This window comes from Sphingobium agri, assembly GCF_023051225.1.
Taxonomy (GTDB): domain Bacteria; phylum Pseudomonadota; class Alphaproteobacteria; order Sphingomonadales; family Sphingomonadaceae; genus Sphingobium; species Sphingobium agri.
The window spans coordinates 18,395-34,428 of sequence record NZ_JALKHS010000007.1 but is presented as its reverse complement, the minus strand read 5'-3'; the positions used below and the strand labels follow the sequence as shown (position 1 = coordinate 34,428).

18 protein-coding genes and 1 pseudogene are annotated in these 16,034 nt (G+C 61.8%); 18 read left to right on the top strand and 1 reads right to left on the bottom strand.

The window, feature by feature from the left end; all coding sequences use genetic code 11:
* Positions 1 to 55 precede the first annotated feature (55 nt).
* Complete coding sequence (locus tag MU848_RS10690; RefSeq protein ID WP_247231933.1) at positions 56 to 952, top strand: fructose bisphosphate aldolase; 897 nt, start codon at positions 56 to 58, stop codon at positions 950 to 952.
* A gap of 24 nt (positions 953 to 976) precedes the next feature.
* Complete coding sequence (locus MU848_RS10685) at positions 977 to 1,444, top strand: AAC(3)-I family aminoglycoside N-acetyltransferase (protein WP_380800706.1); 468 nt, start codon at positions 977 to 979, stop codon at positions 1,442 to 1,444.
* Here MU848_RS10685 and MU848_RS10680 read toward each other — a convergent pair.
* Positions 1,441 to 2,058 (bottom strand): annotated as a pseudogene (locus MU848_RS10680) (DUF72 domain-containing protein); the annotation flags it as partial. The gene MU848_RS10685 and the pseudogene MU848_RS10680 sit on opposite strands and share 4 nt — an antisense overlap.
* A gap of 173 nt (positions 2,059 to 2,231) precedes the next feature.
* Here MU848_RS10680 and thiE point away from each other — a divergent pair.
* The 16 genes from thiE (at position 2,232) to nuoK (ending at position 16,029) form a co-directional block, all read left to right on the top strand.
* On the top strand, positions 2,232 to 2,924 hold the full coding sequence (thiE, locus tag MU848_RS10675) for a thiamine phosphate synthase (protein WP_247231814.1): 693 nt from the start codon (positions 2,232 to 2,234) through the stop codon (positions 2,922 to 2,924).
* A 205-nt stretch (positions 2,925 to 3,129) separates the two neighbouring features.
* Complete coding sequence (locus MU848_RS10670; RefSeq protein WP_247231812.1) at positions 3,130 to 4,230, top strand: L,D-transpeptidase family protein; 1,101 nt, start codon at positions 3,130 to 3,132, stop codon at positions 4,228 to 4,230.
* Positions 4,227 to 4,811: a M23 family metallopeptidase gene (locus tag MU848_RS10665; RefSeq protein ID WP_247231810.1), complete on the top strand. Its 585-nt coding sequence runs from the start codon at positions 4,227 to 4,229 to the stop codon at positions 4,809 to 4,811. Before MU848_RS10670 ends, MU848_RS10665 begins: the two co-directional genes overlap by 4 nt.
* A 100-nt stretch (positions 4,812 to 4,911) precedes the next feature.
* Positions 4,912 to 5,475: an elongation factor P gene (gene efp, locus MU848_RS10660; RefSeq protein ID WP_066515524.1), complete on the top strand. Its 564-nt coding sequence runs from the start codon at positions 4,912 to 4,914 to the stop codon at positions 5,473 to 5,475.
* Positions 5,476 to 5,629: 154 nt separating this feature from the next.
* Positions 5,630 to 6,445 carry an inositol monophosphatase family protein gene (locus MU848_RS10655; protein ID WP_247231808.1) on the top strand — a complete coding sequence of 272 codons (816 nt, stop codon included), beginning with the start codon at positions 5,630 to 5,632 and terminating at the stop codon, positions 6,443 to 6,445.
* A gap of 126 nt (positions 6,446 to 6,571) precedes the next feature.
* Entirely contained in the window at positions 6,572 to 6,946 is a 375-nt protein-coding gene (locus tag MU848_RS10650; protein ID WP_097091191.1) for an NADH-quinone oxidoreductase subunit A, read from the top strand.
* Positions 6,937 to 7,491, top strand: a complete 555-nt coding sequence (locus MU848_RS10645) for a NuoB/complex I 20 kDa subunit family protein (protein WP_380800685.1) — start codon at positions 6,937 to 6,939, stop codon at positions 7,489 to 7,491. Before MU848_RS10650 ends, MU848_RS10645 begins: the two co-directional genes overlap by 10 nt.
* A gap of 1 nt (position 7,492) precedes the next feature.
* On the top strand, positions 7,493 to 8,329 hold the full coding sequence (locus MU848_RS10640; protein ID WP_247231806.1) for an NADH-quinone oxidoreductase subunit C: 837 nt from the start codon (positions 7,493 to 7,495) through the stop codon (positions 8,327 to 8,329).
* Complete coding sequence (locus MU848_RS10635) at positions 8,329 to 9,564, top strand: NADH-quinone oxidoreductase subunit D (RefSeq protein ID WP_247231804.1); 1,236 nt, start codon at positions 8,329 to 8,331, stop codon at positions 9,562 to 9,564. The genes MU848_RS10640 and MU848_RS10635 overlap by 1 nt, the downstream gene beginning before the upstream one ends.
* Entirely contained in the window at positions 9,564 to 10,229 is a 666-nt protein-coding gene (nuoE, locus tag MU848_RS10630) for an NADH-quinone oxidoreductase subunit NuoE (protein WP_247231802.1), read from the top strand. The genes MU848_RS10635 and nuoE overlap by 1 nt, the downstream gene beginning before the upstream one ends.
* Positions 10,229 to 11,545 (top strand): NADH-quinone oxidoreductase subunit NuoF, encoded by a 1,317-nt coding sequence (gene nuoF, locus MU848_RS10625; protein WP_097091196.1) that lies wholly within the window; start codon positions 10,229 to 10,231, stop codon positions 11,543 to 11,545. Before nuoE ends, nuoF begins: the two co-directional genes overlap by 1 nt.
* A gap of 2 nt (positions 11,546 to 11,547) precedes the next feature.
* On the top strand, positions 11,548 to 13,554 hold the full coding sequence (gene nuoG / locus MU848_RS10620; protein ID WP_247231800.1) for an NADH-quinone oxidoreductase subunit NuoG: 2,007 nt from the start codon (positions 11,548 to 11,550) through the stop codon (positions 13,552 to 13,554).
* Complete coding sequence (gene nuoH / locus MU848_RS10615; RefSeq protein ID WP_097091198.1) at positions 13,551 to 14,600, top strand: NADH-quinone oxidoreductase subunit NuoH; 1,050 nt, start codon at positions 13,551 to 13,553, stop codon at positions 14,598 to 14,600. Before nuoG ends, nuoH begins: the two co-directional genes overlap by 4 nt.
* On the top strand, positions 14,597 to 15,082 hold the full coding sequence (gene nuoI, locus MU848_RS10610; RefSeq protein ID WP_097091199.1) for an NADH-quinone oxidoreductase subunit NuoI: 486 nt from the start codon (positions 14,597 to 14,599) through the stop codon (positions 15,080 to 15,082). Before nuoH ends, nuoI begins: the two co-directional genes overlap by 4 nt.
* Before the next feature lie 33 nt (positions 15,083 to 15,115).
* Entirely contained in the window at positions 15,116 to 15,727 is a 612-nt protein-coding gene (locus MU848_RS10605) for an NADH-quinone oxidoreductase subunit J (RefSeq protein WP_097091200.1), read from the top strand.
* Entirely contained in the window at positions 15,724 to 16,029 is a 306-nt protein-coding gene (gene nuoK / locus MU848_RS10600; RefSeq protein ID WP_037463269.1) for an NADH-quinone oxidoreductase subunit NuoK, read from the top strand. Before MU848_RS10605 ends, nuoK begins: the two co-directional genes overlap by 4 nt.
* Positions 16,030 to 16,034 lie beyond the last annotated feature (5 nt).

Genomic DNA, 16,034 nt, shown 5'->3' with positions numbered 1-16,034 from the left:
ACTTTTTTGAAGCCGCCGAAGGGGCGGCGCAACCCTACAGAGAAGGTATGTGCAGATGCTGGATCAGGACATGAAGAACAAGATTGCGGCCGGTAACGGCTTTATCGCCGCGCTCGACCAGAGCGGCGGGTCGACGCCCAAGGCGCTCAAGGGCTATGGCATCGAGGAAGGCGCGTGGAGCAATGACGAGGAGATGTTCGGCCTCATCCACGATATGCGCAGCCGCATCATCACCTCGCCCTGCTTCACCGGTGAAAAGGTGATCGGCGCGATTCTGTTCGAACGGACGATGGACGGCGAAGCGGGCGGCAAGTCCGTGCCCCAGGCGCTGATCGAGCGCGGCGTGGTGCCCTTCATCAAGATCGACAAGGGTCTGGAGGAAGAGGCGAACGGCGTTCAGATGATGAAGCCGATGCCGGAACTCGACACGCTGCTGAAGCGCGCCAAGTCGCTCGGCGTATTCGGGACCAAGGAGCGTTCGGTTATCAATCTCGCCAACCGCGAGGGCATTGCGGCCATCGTCAAGCAGCAGTTCGAAGTGGGCAGCCAAGTGCTGGCCGCTGGCCTGATGCCGATGCTGGAGCCCGAGATCAACATCAAGAGCCCCGAGCGCGCCGAGGCTGACCAGATTCTGCTGGAGGAACTGCTCAAGGGTCTGGACGCGCTGCCCGAAGGCCAGCAGGTGATGCTGAAGCTGTCGCTGCCCGCGAAGGCTGGCCTGTTCGATCCGCTCGTCGATCATCCTAAGGTGCTGCGCGTCGTGGCGCTGTCGGGCGGCTTCTCACGCGCAGAAGCCTGCGTCGAACTGGCGAAGAATCGCGGCATCATCGCCAGCTTCAGCCGTGCGCTGCTGAACGACCTGCGCCACCAGATGAGCGAGGACGAGTTCAACGGCTCGCTCGGTCAGGCGATCGACGAAATCCACGCTGCCTCGACCAACAAGGCGGCTTGACCTGACATGACGGCCGCTGGCGACATTGGTCCAGAGGCCGTCCTTCGCCTGGGCGGCGAGCATATCGACAGGATGCGGGCGGCAAATGCGCTGTTCGCTGAGGTGTTCGACGATCCGCAATCCTATGCGGATCAGCCCCCGTCAGATGGCTATCTGCGCGATCTGCTGGCCGACCCGCGCTTTATCGCCCTGGTGGCGGTGGAGGGTGAGCGGATCATTGGCGCGCTCGCCGCTTATGAGTTGCGCAAGTTCGAGCAGCAGCGCAGCGAAATCTATATCTACGATCTGGCGGTCGCGGCGGATCGGCGGCGTCAGGGGATCGCCACCGCCTTGATCGACGCGCTACGTCCCATCGCCATCGCGGCTGGAGCATGGGTCATCTATGTGCAGGCCGATCTGGAGGATGAGCCCGCGGTTGCGCTTTATACAAAGCTTGGCTCACGCGAAGATGTGCTGCATTTCGACATCGCGCCAATAAGGGCGATGCTCTAGCTGGCCATGGCCTTCAACGCCTGCGCGTCATGGATCGCGTCCGCATTGATGTCGTTGTTGAAAAAGGCCCAAACGGCGCGGCCCTGGCGAGCCTGGTCATTCATCCACCCCGCCCATTCGCGCAGGTCATCCTCGGCATAGCGGCCCCAATATTTGCCTTTTCCGCCATGAAAGCGGACATAGGCGGCGCGGCCCGTGGCGATGCGGGGGCTGGCTGATCCGGGCATGTCATGGACGCAAAAGCTTGCGCCATCGCGGTCGAGCAGATCGAAGGTGGCGTCTTCATACCAGCTGCTGTGGCGAAACTCGAAGACGGGGACGATGTCCGGCGGCTGGAGCTTGAGGAAGCTGTCGAGCCGGTCGGGATTGAAGGTGAGGCTGGGCGGAAGCTGGTAGAGGATTGGGCCCAGCGTTGGGCCGAAATGGCGGAAGGACGCCATCATCCGCTCCATCGGCTCCTCGCAATGGGTAAGCTTCAGAGCCTGTGTGAGATAGCGGTTTGCCTTGACCGCATAGCAGAAGCCGGGCGGCGCCTGGTCGCGCCAGCCATCGACGGTCTCCGGCTTTGGAAGGCGGTAGAAGCTGTTGTTGATCTCCACCGTGCCGAAATGTTCGGCGTAGAAGGCGAATCAGCGCTTCATCGCCAGTTTTTCGGGGTAGAAGGCGCCGCGCCAGTGGCGGTAGTTCCATCCCGAGCAGCCAATCCTGATCATGATGGGACAAGCCGCCGGACCTGGACGCGGTTCCATTCTTTTCCTTGGACGTCGAAACGCGCTAAGGGCTGCGCATGACCGATTTCACCGACGAAGAGCTGGCGCTCGACCCGCATTTTGCCGACCAGTTCGAAAAGGGTTTCCGCCCGCCCTGCCAGCTTTACCTGATCTCGCCGCCCGCGATCGATGAAGGCTTCGTGACGCAGCTCGCAGAGGCTCTGGACGGCGGCAAGGTTGCGGCGTTCCAGTTGCGGCTGAAAGGTCTGGACGAAGACGAGATCGCCCGCGCGGCAGAGCCGTTGCAGAAATTGTGCGCGGAGCGGGAGGTCGCCTTCATCATCAACGACAGCGTTGCCCTGGCCAAAAGGCTGGGCGCGGATGGCGTGCATCTGGGGCAGGGGGATGGCGATCCGCGAGAGGCGCGGAAGATTTTGGGGCCCAAGGTGCAGATCGGCGTCACATGCCACGACAGCCGCCACCTTGCGATGGAAGCGGGTGAGGCAGGGGCGGATTATGTCGCCTTCGGAGCCTTTTATCCCTCCACCACCAAGGAAACCCATCATCGGCCCGAGCCCTCGATCCTCAGTTGGTGGACCACGTTGTTCGAACTGCCCTGTGTCGCGATCGGCGGGGTAACGGCGGACAATGCCGCGCCGCTGGTGAAAGCAGGGGCCGACTTCCTGGCGGTGAGCAGGGCGGTATGGGCGCACCCGGATGGCGCGCGCGCGGGCGTTGCAGCGTTTTCGGCTGTGCTTGGTGGGGCCTAGGAGGTGACGCCCTCGCGCTGAACCTGTCAAGGCTCCGTATTTCTTGAGGAAGGCAGGGGCTTCGACAGGCTCAGCCCGAGCGGATTGAGTATTTGGATTGAATTTTCCCTGCTTTGAATAGGCTCCTTGGACGCTGTTTGATTGAGGGAGGAAGCTTTCCCGGGCTTTGCGCGTTTCTCTTCCCGAACTTCGGGAGAGCATTGCCTTGAAAACATATCTGCTCGCGATCACGCTGCTTTGCACGGCTTGCAAGGTGTCTGTCACTGACGCGAATGAAAGCGGGGGCGCGCCTCCCGGAAACCAGACGGACGCGGCGCAGCAGGGCGCGGCAGCCAAGCCCGGGTCCGATCCCTACGCCTTTACCATCGTTCCGGAGCCCGGCGGCACGCCAGCGCGCGCGGATTCGATCTTGCAGGCGCAGGTGGCGCTTGACCGGGCGGGCTTTTCCCCCGGCGTGCTCGACGGGAAGGAGGGCATGTCCTTCACCGCCGCGCTGAAGGGTTTCCAGGAGGCCAAGGGCCTGCCAGAGACTGGCAAATATGATGAGGCGACGGCCAAGGCCCTGCTGGGTGACAAGCCGCCACCAGCGACATGGCTGGTGACGATCCCTGCGGAGTTCGCCCGTGGGCCGTTCACCGCCATTCCCAAGGAATATGCCGATCAGGCCAAGCTGCCTGCGCTTGGATATCGCAACCTCATCGAAAAACTGGCCGAGCGTTTCCATACCAAGCCTGAAGTGCTGGTGGCGTTGAATGCACCCAACACGAAGCTAGGGCCCGGAGCTACCGTGCGCGTGCCTGCCGTGGGCAACCAGCCGGTGGCCCAGATCGAGGGAGATGAGCGCGGCTGGGGCACTACGCTGGCCAGCCTGGCGGTGGCAAAGGACCAGCCGCAGGCCGATCATGTCGTCGTCGACAAATCCGACGGCGTGCTGCGCGTTTTCGACAAGGCCAACAAGCTGATCGCGCAGTTCCCGGCGACCATGGGATCGGAACATGATCCGCTGCCGCTTGGTACATGGGAGATCAAGGGGATCAGCCGGAACCCCGATTTCCATTATAATCCCGACCTGTTCTGGGATGCCGACGCCAAGGATGAAAAGGCGGTGTTGAAGCCTGGGCCGAATGGGCCTGTCGGTGTGGTTTGGATCGACCTTTCCAAGCAACATTATGGTATCCATGGCACGCCCGAGCCCCAGACGATCGGCCGTACCGAAAGCCATGGATGCATCCGCCTCACCAACTGGGATGCGGCGCGGCTGGCGCAAATGGTGAAGAGCGGGGTCAAGGCGGTATTCCAGGCATGAGGAGGCCAGGACGGCGAGGATGTTTGGGCATTTTACTCGCCGTCCTGCTGCTGCTCCTGTTCCTGAAAATGTGCGTTCGGATCGTTCCGGGAGACGGGCCTGAGCAGCGCGCCGTGCCGGAACGTCCTGCGGCGGCTGAGGCGGGGTCGCTTCTGATCCCGGTCGAGGGCGTGCCCCCAAGCGCGCTAACCGACACCTTTACCCAGGCGCGAGCAGGTGGTGTCCGGCCGCATGATGCGATCGACATCATGGCGGCGCGTGGCAGGGCCGTGCTGGCGGCTGCGGACGGGCGTATAGAGAAGCTTTTCACCAGCGCGGATGGCGGGTTGACCATCTATGAGCGGTCGCCCGACGGCCGCCGCATCTATTATTATGCGCATCTGGACGGCTATGCCCCCGGACTGGCGGAGGGGCAGATGGTCAAGCGGGGGCAGAAGATCGCAACGGTCGGCAGCACCGGCAACGCCGATCCGGCGGCGCCGCACCTGCATTTCGCCGTCAATGAAATCAGGCCGGGCGAACCATGGTATGGTGGACGGGCGATCAATCCCTACCCCTTGCTGGCGCGGCCGATCCGATGAGCCTACTTGCCCTTCGCGGCGGCACGATGTAGAGGCGCGGCCAGCCTTTTTACATGAGGCCGGCTCTTTTCACCTTCAGACATATAGGCAGGCTCTTCCCATGAAGATCAGCGGCGTCGAGATTCGTCCCGGCAACAATATCGAATATGACGGAAGCCTGTGGCGGGCCGTCAAGATCCAGCACACCCAGCCCGGCAAGGGTGGCGCCTATATGCAGGTGGAACTGAAGAACCTGATCGACGGGCGCAAGAATAACGTGCGTTTCCGGTCGGCCGAAACGGTTGAGCGCATCCGCCTCGACACCAAGGATTTCCAGTATCTTTATGCCGAGGGCGACATGCTCGTCTTCATGGACACGGAGACCTATGAGCAGATCAACCTGCCGCAGGACCTGGTGGGCGACGCGTCCGCTTTCCTGCAGGACGGCATGATGGTCATGCTGGAAATGTACGAGGAACGCCCGATCTCCGTGCAATTGCCCGAAACGGTCGAGGCGACCGTGGTCGAGGCGGACGCCGTGGTGAAGGGGCAGACCGCTTCGGCCAGCTACAAGCCCGCGATCCTCGACAATGGCGTGCGCGTCATGGTGCCGCCGCATATCGTGACCGGAACGCGCATCATCGTCGATGTGTATGAGCGGGAATATGTGAAGCGGGCGGATTGAACTGCTGATTGTTCCCCTCCCGCAGGCGGGAGGAGTTAGGGGTGGGCGCGAGCGTCAGCGAGCCCTTGCCTCGTTCAAAGCGTTGCATGCGATTGCTACGCAATCGTGCCCACCCCCAGCCCCTCCCGCTTGCGGGAGGGGGGAGATTAAGTAAATGGTATCCCATTCCGGCCTTCTCACCGTCATGGAACGCGCCGCTCGCAAGGCTGGCGCGAAGCTGCGGCGGGACTTTGGCGAAGTCGAACATCTGCAGGTGTCGCGCAAGGGACCGGCGGACTTCGTGTCCAAGGCCGATCAGCAGGCGGAACGCACTTTGGTCGAGGAGCTTCAGAAAGCGCGGCCGGACTGGGGCTTCCTGCTGGAAGAAGGCGGGGTGATCGAGGGCGATCCCAACAAGCCGCGCTGGATCATCGATCCGCTCGACGGCACCAGCAACTTCCTGCATGGCATTCCGCATTTCGCGATTTCCATCGCCGTGGAAGAGCCGCTTTATAGCGGCAACAAGCGGGAAGTGACGACCGGCCTCATCTATCAGCCGGTGACGGATGAAAGCTATTGGGCGGAAAAGAGCCGCGGCGCGTGGCGGCATGACCAGCGCCTGCGCGTGTCGGCGCGCCGGGACCTGGGCGAGTGCCTGATCGCCACCGGTATTCCCTTCATGGGCCATGGCGACTTCGCCCAATGGACGCGCATCTTCGGCGCTGTCGGTCCGTCGGTAGCCGGCATCCGGCGCTTCGGCGCGGCGTCGCTGGATCTCGCTCATGTCGCTTCCGGGCGGTATGACGGCTTTTGGGAAAGTGGCTTGCAACCCTGGGATGTGGCTGCGGGCATATTGCTGGTGCGTGAGGCCGGGGGCTTCGTCACTGACTTTCGTGGCGGGGATCAGCCGATCGAGCGCAAGGAAGTCATCGCGGGCAATGACGCCATCCATAGCAAGCTGCACAAGCTTGTTGCCGGAGCGCTGCGCTGAGGCAGGCAATTGTTTCTGCGTACAAGAAGTAAACTCTTGCGAATCATTCTCATGGCGGGGGGCCTTGCTTCGCTTATGCGGCAGGCCTAAAGCGCGCCCATATTCATTTTCGCCCAGGGGATTCCGTTGGTCGATCTAGCCCAATATCTGCCGATCCTTATCTTTCTCGGGATCGCCTTGCTTCTTTCAGGGGCATTCGTGTTCCTGCCGATGCTGGTCGGCCGCCTGACGGGCGCACATCAGCCCGATCCGGCAAAGCTGTCGGAATATGAGTGCGGCTTCCCGGCGTTCGAGGAACCGCGCAGCCAGTTCGACGTGCGATTCTATCTCGTCGCGATCCTGTTCATCATCTTCGACCTGGAAGCGGCGTTTCTCTATCCCTGGGCGGTCAGCCTGGATCAGATCGGCTGGGCCGGCTGGGCGACGATGATGATCTTCATAGCGGAGCTGGTGCTGGGCCTCGTCTATGCGTGGAAGAAGGGAGCCCTCGATTGGGAGTAGAACTGACCAGTCCCGCGCCCGGCACGATGTTGCCCGCGGGGACGCAGCCCGACCAGAATTTCTTCAACGCGCTGAACAGCGAGGTCAGCGACAAGGGCTTCCTCGTCACATCGACCGAAGAGCTTTTCCAATGGGCTCGGACCGGTTCGCTGTGGTGGATGACCTTTGGCCTTGCCTGCTGCGCGGTGGAGATGATCCACGTCAACATGCCGCGTTACGACATGGAGCGGTTCGGCGCCGCGCCGCGCGCTTCCCCGCGCCAGTCGGACGTGATGATCGTCGCGGGGACGCTGTGCAACAAGATGGCTCCGGCGTTGCGCAAGGTTTACGACCAGATGTCCAATCCGAAATATGTCATTTCGATGGGCAGCTGCGCCAATGGCGGTGGCTATTATCACTACAGCTATTCGGTGGTGCGCGGCTGTGACCGGATCGTGCCGGTCGACATCTATGTGCCGGGCTGCCCTCCGACTGCCGAAGCGCTGCTATATGGCGTGATGCAGTTGCAGCGGAAGATCCGCCGGATCGGGACGATTGAGCGCTGATATGGGTCATTCTGCACCGAAGATCGTGAACCCGGACGGGCTCGCGGACAAGATCGCCGGACTGTTGGGTTCGATGCTGATCGAAGCGGTCGATCATGCCGATGAGCTGAGCTTCACCGTCGTGCGCCAGCGGCTGGCCGAGGCGCTGGATGTCCTGCGCGTTCAGGGTAAATATCAGCAGTTGATGGAAATCGCAGGCGTCGATTATCCTGAGCGGGCCGAGCGGTTCGAGGTCTGCTATCATCTGCTGTCGGTCACCAGGAACCATCGCATCCGCGTCAAGGTAACGACCGACGAGGATCAGCCCGTCCCTACCGTCACGCACATCTGGCCCGTCGCGGGCTGGCTGGAGCGCGAGGTGTTCGACATGTACGGTGTGATCTTCGAGGGCAACGCCGACCTGCGCCGCATCCTGACCGACTATGGGTTCAAGGGGCATCCGCTCCGCAAGGACTTCCCGCTGACCGGTTATGTCGAGATGTGGTATTCCGAAGAGGATAAGCGCGTCGTCTACAAGCCGGTGAAGCTGGCCCAGGATTTCCGCCAGTTCGATTTCATGAGCCCGTGGGAAGGCGCAGAATATGTGCTGCCGGGCGATGAAAAGGCGCCGCAGGCTCCGGGCGCGCCCTCGCCCGTGGCAGCGCCGCCTCCGCCGCCAGCCGTGCCGAAGGGAGAGCCTGCTGGCGCGACGCCCAAGGTGACGGAGAAGTCCGAAGATACCGGTGCGGGCGAACCGGCGAACAGCAAGGGGCATGAAAAGTCTCCCAATGCTCCGGTGCAGCCTGAACACCATACCGACGAAGGCAAAGGCGCCGCCAAGCCCGAGGACAAAGGCTAATGTCCACCTATCTCGACGAACTCGAACATAAGACCAGCGTGGACGATCCGACGCTGGGCGATACCGAGATCCAGAATTATACGATCAACTTCGGTCCGCAGCATCCTGCGGCGCACGGCGTGTTGCGCCTTGTCATGGAGTTGGACGGCGAGATCGTGGAGCGTTGCGATCCGCATGTCGGCCTGCTCCATCGCGGCACCGAAAAGCTGATCGAATATAAGACCTATCTTCAGGCGCTGCCCTATTTCGACCGGCTCGACTATTGCTCGCCCATGGGGATGGAGCACAGCTATGTGCTGGCGGTCGAGAAGCTGCTGAACCTGGAGGTGCCGCTCCGCGCGCAATATCTGCGCGTGTTCTTCGCGGAACTGACACGCATCAAGAACCACATGCTGAACCTTGGCAGCCATGTCATGGACGTCGGCGCGATGACGCCGAACCTGTGGCTGTTCGAACTGCGCGAAGACTGCATGAATTTCTATGAGCGGGCTTCGGGCGCGCGCATGCATGCGGCTTATTTCCGGCCGGGCGGCGTCCATCAGGATGTGCCGCTGAAGCTGCTGACAGACATCGCCGACTGGCTCGACACGCGCCTGCCGCGCTTGTTCGAAGACGCCATCAGCCTCGTTGCGGACAATCGCATCTTCAAGCAGCGTAACGTCGATATCGCCGTGGTGAGCAAGGAAGACGCGCTGAAATGGGGCTTTTCTGGACCCATGCTGCGTGGTTCGGGCATCGCATGGGATTTGCGCAAGTCGCAGCCCTATGACGTCTATGACCGCATGGACTTCGACATTCCGGTCGGCACCAATTTCGACTGCTACGACCGCTTCATGGTCCGCGTCGAGGAAGTCCGCCAATCTGCGCGCATCATGAAGCAGTGCCTTAATGAGATGCCGGAAGGTCCGGTACTCTCGCTTGACCGCAAGGTCGCGCCGCCGCGCCGGGGCGAGATGAAGCGCTCGATGGAAGCGCTGATCCATCATTTCAAGCTGTACACTGAAGGCTTCCACGTTCCGGCGGGTGAAGTCTATGTGGCGACCGAAAGCCCCAAGGGCGAGTTTGGCGTCTATCTGGTGAGCGATGGGACCAATTCGCCCTATCGCTGCAAGATCCGCCCGACGGCTTTTTCGCACTTGCAGGCGATGGATTTCATGATGAAGGGCCACATGCTGGCCGACACCACCGCCGTCCTTGGCGCGATGGACATCGTGTTCGGAGAATGTGACCGCTAATGGCTGACGCAGTTCATATCCCTGACGAAGCGGAAACGCGCGCCCGCTGGGGCAATTTCGCGTGGACGGCTGACAATGCCGAGCAGGCGAAGAAGGTCATCGCGCGTTATCCCGCTGGCCGTCAGCAATCGGCTGTGATGCCGCTGCTCGACCTTGCCCAGCGCCAGGTTGGTGCGGAAACGCAGACCCAGGGCTGGCTGCCCGTGCCGGTGATGGAATATATCGCTGACCAGCTCGATATGCCGTACATGCGGGTTTACGAGGTCGCGACCTTCTACACCATGTACAATCTTGCGCCGGTTGGCCGCTATCATGTGCAGGTGTGCGGCACGACGCCCTGCATGCTGCGCGGTTCGGACGATGTCTTCTCGGCCTGCAAGAACAAGGGCCTGGTGAAGGGCGGCACGACGCCGGACGGCCTGTTCACACTGACAGAAGTCGAGTGTCTGGGCGCCTGCGCCAACGCGCCAATGGTGCAGATCAACGACGATAACTTCGAAGACCTGACCTATGACAGCATGAGCGCGATCCTCGACGATCTCGCCTCTGGCAAGCAGCCCAAGATCGGGCCGCAGATCCAGCGTCAGACGAGCTGCCCGGAAGGTGGGCCGACCACGCTCAAGGAAATGGTTTCTGAAAATCATGACTACAGGGGGCAGTGGTAATGAGCGACGTCATCGCGCCGCTGGCCGACAAGGACCGCATCTTCACCAACGTCTATGGTTTCCAGGACTGGGGCATCGACGCGGCGATGAAGCGCGGCGATTGGGATAACACCAAGGCGCTGCTGGAGATCGGTCAGGACGAAATCATTGAGCGCATCAAGGCTTCGGGCCTGCGCGGCCGTGGCGGGGCGGGCTTCCCAACAGGTATGAAGTGGAGCTTCATGCCCAAGGAAAGCAAGGATGGCCGTCCGAGCTTCCTGGTCATCAACGCGGACGAGTCCGAGCCGGGTTCGTGCAAGGACCGCGAGATCATCCGCCACGACCCGCACAAGCTGATCGAGGGCGCGCTGGTCGCCGGTTTCGCGATGCGCGCGCGTGCTGCTTATATCTATATCCGCGGCGAGTTCATCTATGAGGCGAAGGTACTCTTCGCCGCTGTCGAGCAGGCTTATGAAAAGGGCTTCCTTGGCAAGAACGCATGCGGTTCGGGTTATGATTTCGACGTCTTCGTCCATCGTGGCGCGGGCGCCTATATCTGTGGTGAGGAAACCGCGCAGATCGAGAGCCTGGAAGGCAAGAAGGGCCAGCCGCGCCTGAAGCCGCCTTTTCCGGCGGGCGCGGGGCTTTATGGCTGCCCGACGACCGTGAACAACGTGGAATCGATCGCGGTGTCGCCGACGATCCTGCGTCGTGGATCGGAATGGTTCTCCAGCTTCGGCCGCGAAGGGAACAGGGGCACGAAGCTGTTCCAGATCAGCGGCCATGTGAACAAGCCCTGCGTCGTGGAAGAGTCGATGGGCATCAGCTTCAAGGAGCTGATCGACCGGCATTGCGGCGGCATTCGCGGTGGTTGGGACAATCTGCTGGCCGTGATCCCCGGCGGATCGTCGGTGCCGCTGGTTCCGGCCGCACAGATCATGGACGCGCCGATGGACTTTGATGGTCTGAAGGCGCTCGGGTCGGGTCTCGGCACGGCAGCGGTCATCGTCATGGACAAGTCGACCGACATCGTCCGCGCGATCAGCCGTTTGTCCTACTTCTACAAGCATGAAAGCTGCGGCCAGTGCACGCCCTGCCGCGAAGGCACGGGCTGGATGTGGCGCGTGATGGAACGGCTGCGTTCGGGCGAGGCGGACATCGGCGAGATCGACATGCTCCAGCAGGTCACCAAGCAGGTTGAAGGCCACACCATCTGCGCGCTCGGCGATGCGGCGGCCTGGCCGATCCAGGGCCTGATCCGGCATTTCCGCCCCGAGATCGAGCGGCGGATCAATGAGAATAAGGGTAGCGCCCCCGTCATGGAGGCAGCGGAGTAATCATGCCCAAGGTCAAAGTAGACGGCGTAGAACTCGAAGTTCCGGCGGGCGCGACGGTCCTGCAGGCGTGCGAGATGGCGGGGAAGGAAATTCCGCGCTTCTGCTATCATGAGCGCCTGTCCATCGCGGGCAATTGCCGCATGTGTCTGGTCGAGGTAAAGCCTGGGCCGCCCAAGCCGCAGGCGAGCTGCGCGCTGCCCGCCGCCGATAATCAGGAAATCTTTACCCAGACCGAGATGGTCAAGAAGGCGCGCGAAGGGGTGATGGAGTTTCTCCTCATCAACCACCCGCTCGATTGCCCGATCTGCGATCAGGGCGGCGAGTGCGACCTTCAGGACCAGTCGGTGGCCTATGGCCGTGGCGGCAGCCGCTTCGAAGAGAATAAGCGCGCCGTTACCGAGAAATATATGGGTCCGATCGTCAAGACGGTCATGACCCGCTGCATCCAGTGCACCCGCTGCGTACGCTTTGCGGAGGAAGTCGCTGGCGTACCGGAGATCGGCGCGATCTATCGCGGCGAGAATATGCAGATCACCACTTATCTCGAACATGCCGCCAAGAGCGAGCTGTCGGGCAATGTGGTGGACCTGTGCCCGGTGGGCGCGCTGACGTCGAAGCCTTATGCGTTCGAAGCGCGTCCCTGGGAGTTGCGCAAGACCCCTGCGATTGACGTGATGGATGCGGTCGGCACCAATATCCGTCTCGATAGTCGTGGCCGTCAGGTGCTGCGCGCCGTGCCGCGCATCAATGATGACGTGAACGAGGAGTGGGCGTCGGACAAGACCCGGCACAATGTCGATGGTCTGGTGCGCAAGCGGCTCGACAAGCCCTTCGTGCGCAAGGATGGCAAGCTGGTTCCCGCGACGTGGGAAGAGGCGTTCAAGGCGATTGCCGCCGTCCAGCATGGCGGGTCGGTTGCAGCGCTGGCGGGTGATCTGCTCGATTGCGAGACGATGTTCGCGGGCAAGCTGCTGGTCGAAAAGCTGGGCGGCACGATGCTCGAAGGGCGTCAGACGGGCTTGGCTTATGACGTGTCGAGCCTGTCGGCGGTCAACTTCAACACGACGCTGAATGGCATTGAGACGGCGGACGTGATCCTGCTGGTCGGCACCAACCTGCGCTGGGAAGCGCCGCTGGTGAACACGCGCATCCGCAAGGCGATCAAGAAGGGCGCGAAGGTCTTTGCGCTCGGGCCGCAGGTCGATCTGACCTACAAGGTCGAATGGCTGGGCAATGATGCGTCGCTGCTGGCGAAGCTTCCGGAAGCTGTGGTCGAGGCATTCGGCAAGGCGGCACGTCCGGCGATGATCGTCGGCGGCGGCGTGCTGGCCAAGGATGGTGCGCATGGCGATACGCTGGCGCTGGTGGAGACGCTGGGCCTGATCAAGGATGGTTGGAACGGCTATAATGTGCTGCACTTCGCGGCGGCGCGCATGGGCGGTCTGATGCTGGGCTATGCGACCACGGGCGGGATCAAGGCCGTGGCTGCGGCCAAGCCGAAACTGCTCTTCTCGCTCGGTGCGGACGAGGTTGATTATTCGGCATTCGACGATAGCTTCAAGGTCTATATCGGCCACCATGGCGACAAGGGCGCGCATGCGGCGGACGTGATCCTGCCTGGCGCCAGCTATGCCGAGAAGGCGGGCACCTATGTCAACCTGGAGGGCCGGGTGCAGCGCGGTGAAAAGGCCGTGTTCGCGCCGGGCGATGCGCGCGAGGACTGGTCGATCCTGCGCGCGCTTTCCGAAGTGCTGGGCGCGACGCTGCCGTTCGACAGCTTCGACGCATTGCGGGCGGAGATGGCGAAGGCGGTTCCGGCGCTTGGGGTCGAAGGTCTCGCGGATTATGGCTGGTCCGTGCCGTCGCTGCCCACCGGGGCGAGCGGTGAGTTCGGATCGCCGATCAAGGATTTCTACCTGACCAACGCCATCTGCCGCGCCAGCCCGACGATGCAGCAATGCTCGGCCGAGTTGATCCACGGGACAAGCTTCGCGGAGGCCGCAGAGTGACCGCTTTCTTTCAAAATTGGGGGCTTCCCTTCAACGGAGCGTGGCTGCTGTCCACGGTGATCGGCATATTGGTGATTGCCCTGCCGTTGATGCTGGCAGTGGCCATGATCATCTATGCCGATCGCAAGATCTGGGCGGCCATGGCCCTGCGCCGTGGTCCGAACGTGGTCGGTCCGTTCGGCCTGCTTCAGTCCTTTGCGGACGGGGCGAAGGTGTTCCTGCAGGAAACCATCATTCCTTCGGCCGCCAACCGTGCGCTCTTCCTGATCGCGCCGATCATCACCTTCACCGTGGCACTGATCGCTTGGGCGGTGATCCCGTTCCAGGCGGGCGTGGTGCTGGCGAACATCAATGTCGGCTTGCTGTACATCCTCGCGATCAGTTCGCTCGGTGTGTACGGCATCGTGCTGGCGGGCTGGGCGTCGAACTCGAAATATCCCTTCTACTCGGCCATTCGCGCCAGCGCGCAGATGATCAGCTATGAAGTGTCGATCGGCTTCATCCTGGTCTGCGTGGTGCTGTGGGCGGGAAGCTTCAACCTGACGGCGATCGTGGAGAGCCAGCGCGGCTATTATGGCTTCATCAACGGCCATGCGTTCAATCCGCTGCTGTTCCCGATGTCGATCATGTTCCTGGTGTCGGCCATGGCGGAAACCGGCCGCGCGCCGTTCGACCTGACCGAAGCGGAAAGCGAACTGGTCGCGGGCTACCAGACCGAATATTCGTCCATGTCGTTCGCGCTCTACTGGCTCGGCGAATATGCGAACGTCATTCTGATGTGCGCGCTTAACGCCATTCTCTTCTGGGGCGGATATCTACCGCCGATCGACTGGGCGCCGCTTTACTATGTACCCGGGATCATATGGCTTTTCGCCAAGATCCTGTTCTTCTTCTTCGTCTTCTCCTGGGTGAAGGCGACGGTGCCCCGTTACCGTTATGACCAGCTGATGCGGCTGGGCTGGAAAGTGTTCCTGCCGGTTTCGCTCTTCTTCGTCTTCCTGGTATCGGGCTTCCTGATGTTTACGCGCTACGGAGGCGCTCAATGAGCCTCGGCTATTATGTCAAATCCTTCACGCTCTGGGAGTTTGTGAAGGCGCACGCTTTGACCTTGAAATATTTTTTCAAGCCCAAGGCGACGATCAACTATCCCTATGAGAAGAACCCGATTTCGCCGCGGTTCCGGGGGGAGCATGCGCTGCGCCGCTATCCCAATGGGGAGGAACGCTGCATCGCTTGCAAGCTGTGCGAGGCGGTGTGCCCGGCTCAGGCGATCACCATCGAGGCGCAGCCGCGCGACGATGGCAGCCGCCGTACGACGCGCTACGACATCGACATGACGAAGTGCATCTATTGCGGCTTCTGTCAGGAAGCCTGCCCGGTGGATGCCATTGTCGAGGGGCCAAATTTCGAGTTTTCGACCGAAACCCGCGAAGAACTTATCTACGACAAGGCGAAGCTCCTTGAAAATGGCGACAAATGGGAACGCGCGCTCGCCGCGAACCTTGCCGCCGATGCCCCCTATCGTTAAGCCGCGACCCGATCGAAGAGGATATATGATCCTGTGATTCACGTGCTTGCCTTTTACCTGTTCGCCACATTGGTGGTGTGCAGCGGCGCGCTGACGATCCTGTCGCGCAACCCGGTTCATTCGGTGCTGTGGCTGATCCTGGCGTTCTTCAACGCGGCGGGGCTGATGGTGCTGCTCGGCGCCGAGTTCATCGCGATGCTGCTCGTCATCGTTTATGTGGGCGCGGTCGCCGTCTTGTTCCTGTTCGTCGTGATGATGCTCGACATCGACTTCGCGGAATTGCGGGCCGGTTTCGTCGATTATCTGCCCTTTGGCATGCTGATCGCGCTGGTTTTGCTGGCGGAGATCGTTCTGGGGATCGGCATCTGGAGCGCCGGGCCGATCGAACTGGCGCAGCGCGCGGCTCCGGTGAACCCGGAAATGTCGAACATACAGGCGATCGGAACGCTGCTTTACACGCGTTACATCTTCCTGTTCGAAGCGGCAGGCATCGTGCTGCTGGTAGCCATGATCGGCGCGATCGTGCTGACCCATCGTGCACGCGGCGGCGTAAAGGGCCAGAACATCGCCCGTCAGAACCGCCGCCGTCCGCAGGATGCCGTGCGCAACGTCAATCAGCCCGTGGGGCAGGGGGTGGAGCTGTGATCGGCCTTCAGCACTATCTGGTCGTCAGTGCGATCCTCTTCGTGATGGGGGTGTTGGGCATCTTCATCAACCGCAAGAATGTCATCATCATCCTGATGGCGATCGAATTGATCCTCTTGAGCGTGAACATCAACCTTGTCGCCTTCAGCGCCTTCCTCGGCGATCTGGTGGGCCAGGTGTTCAGCATGTTCGTGCTGACCGTCGCAGCGGGTGAGGCGGCCATAGGCCTTGCCATCCTCGTCATCTATTTCCGTGGTCGCGGCACGATTGCCGTCGATGATGTCAACCGGATGAAGGGCTAAAGCTC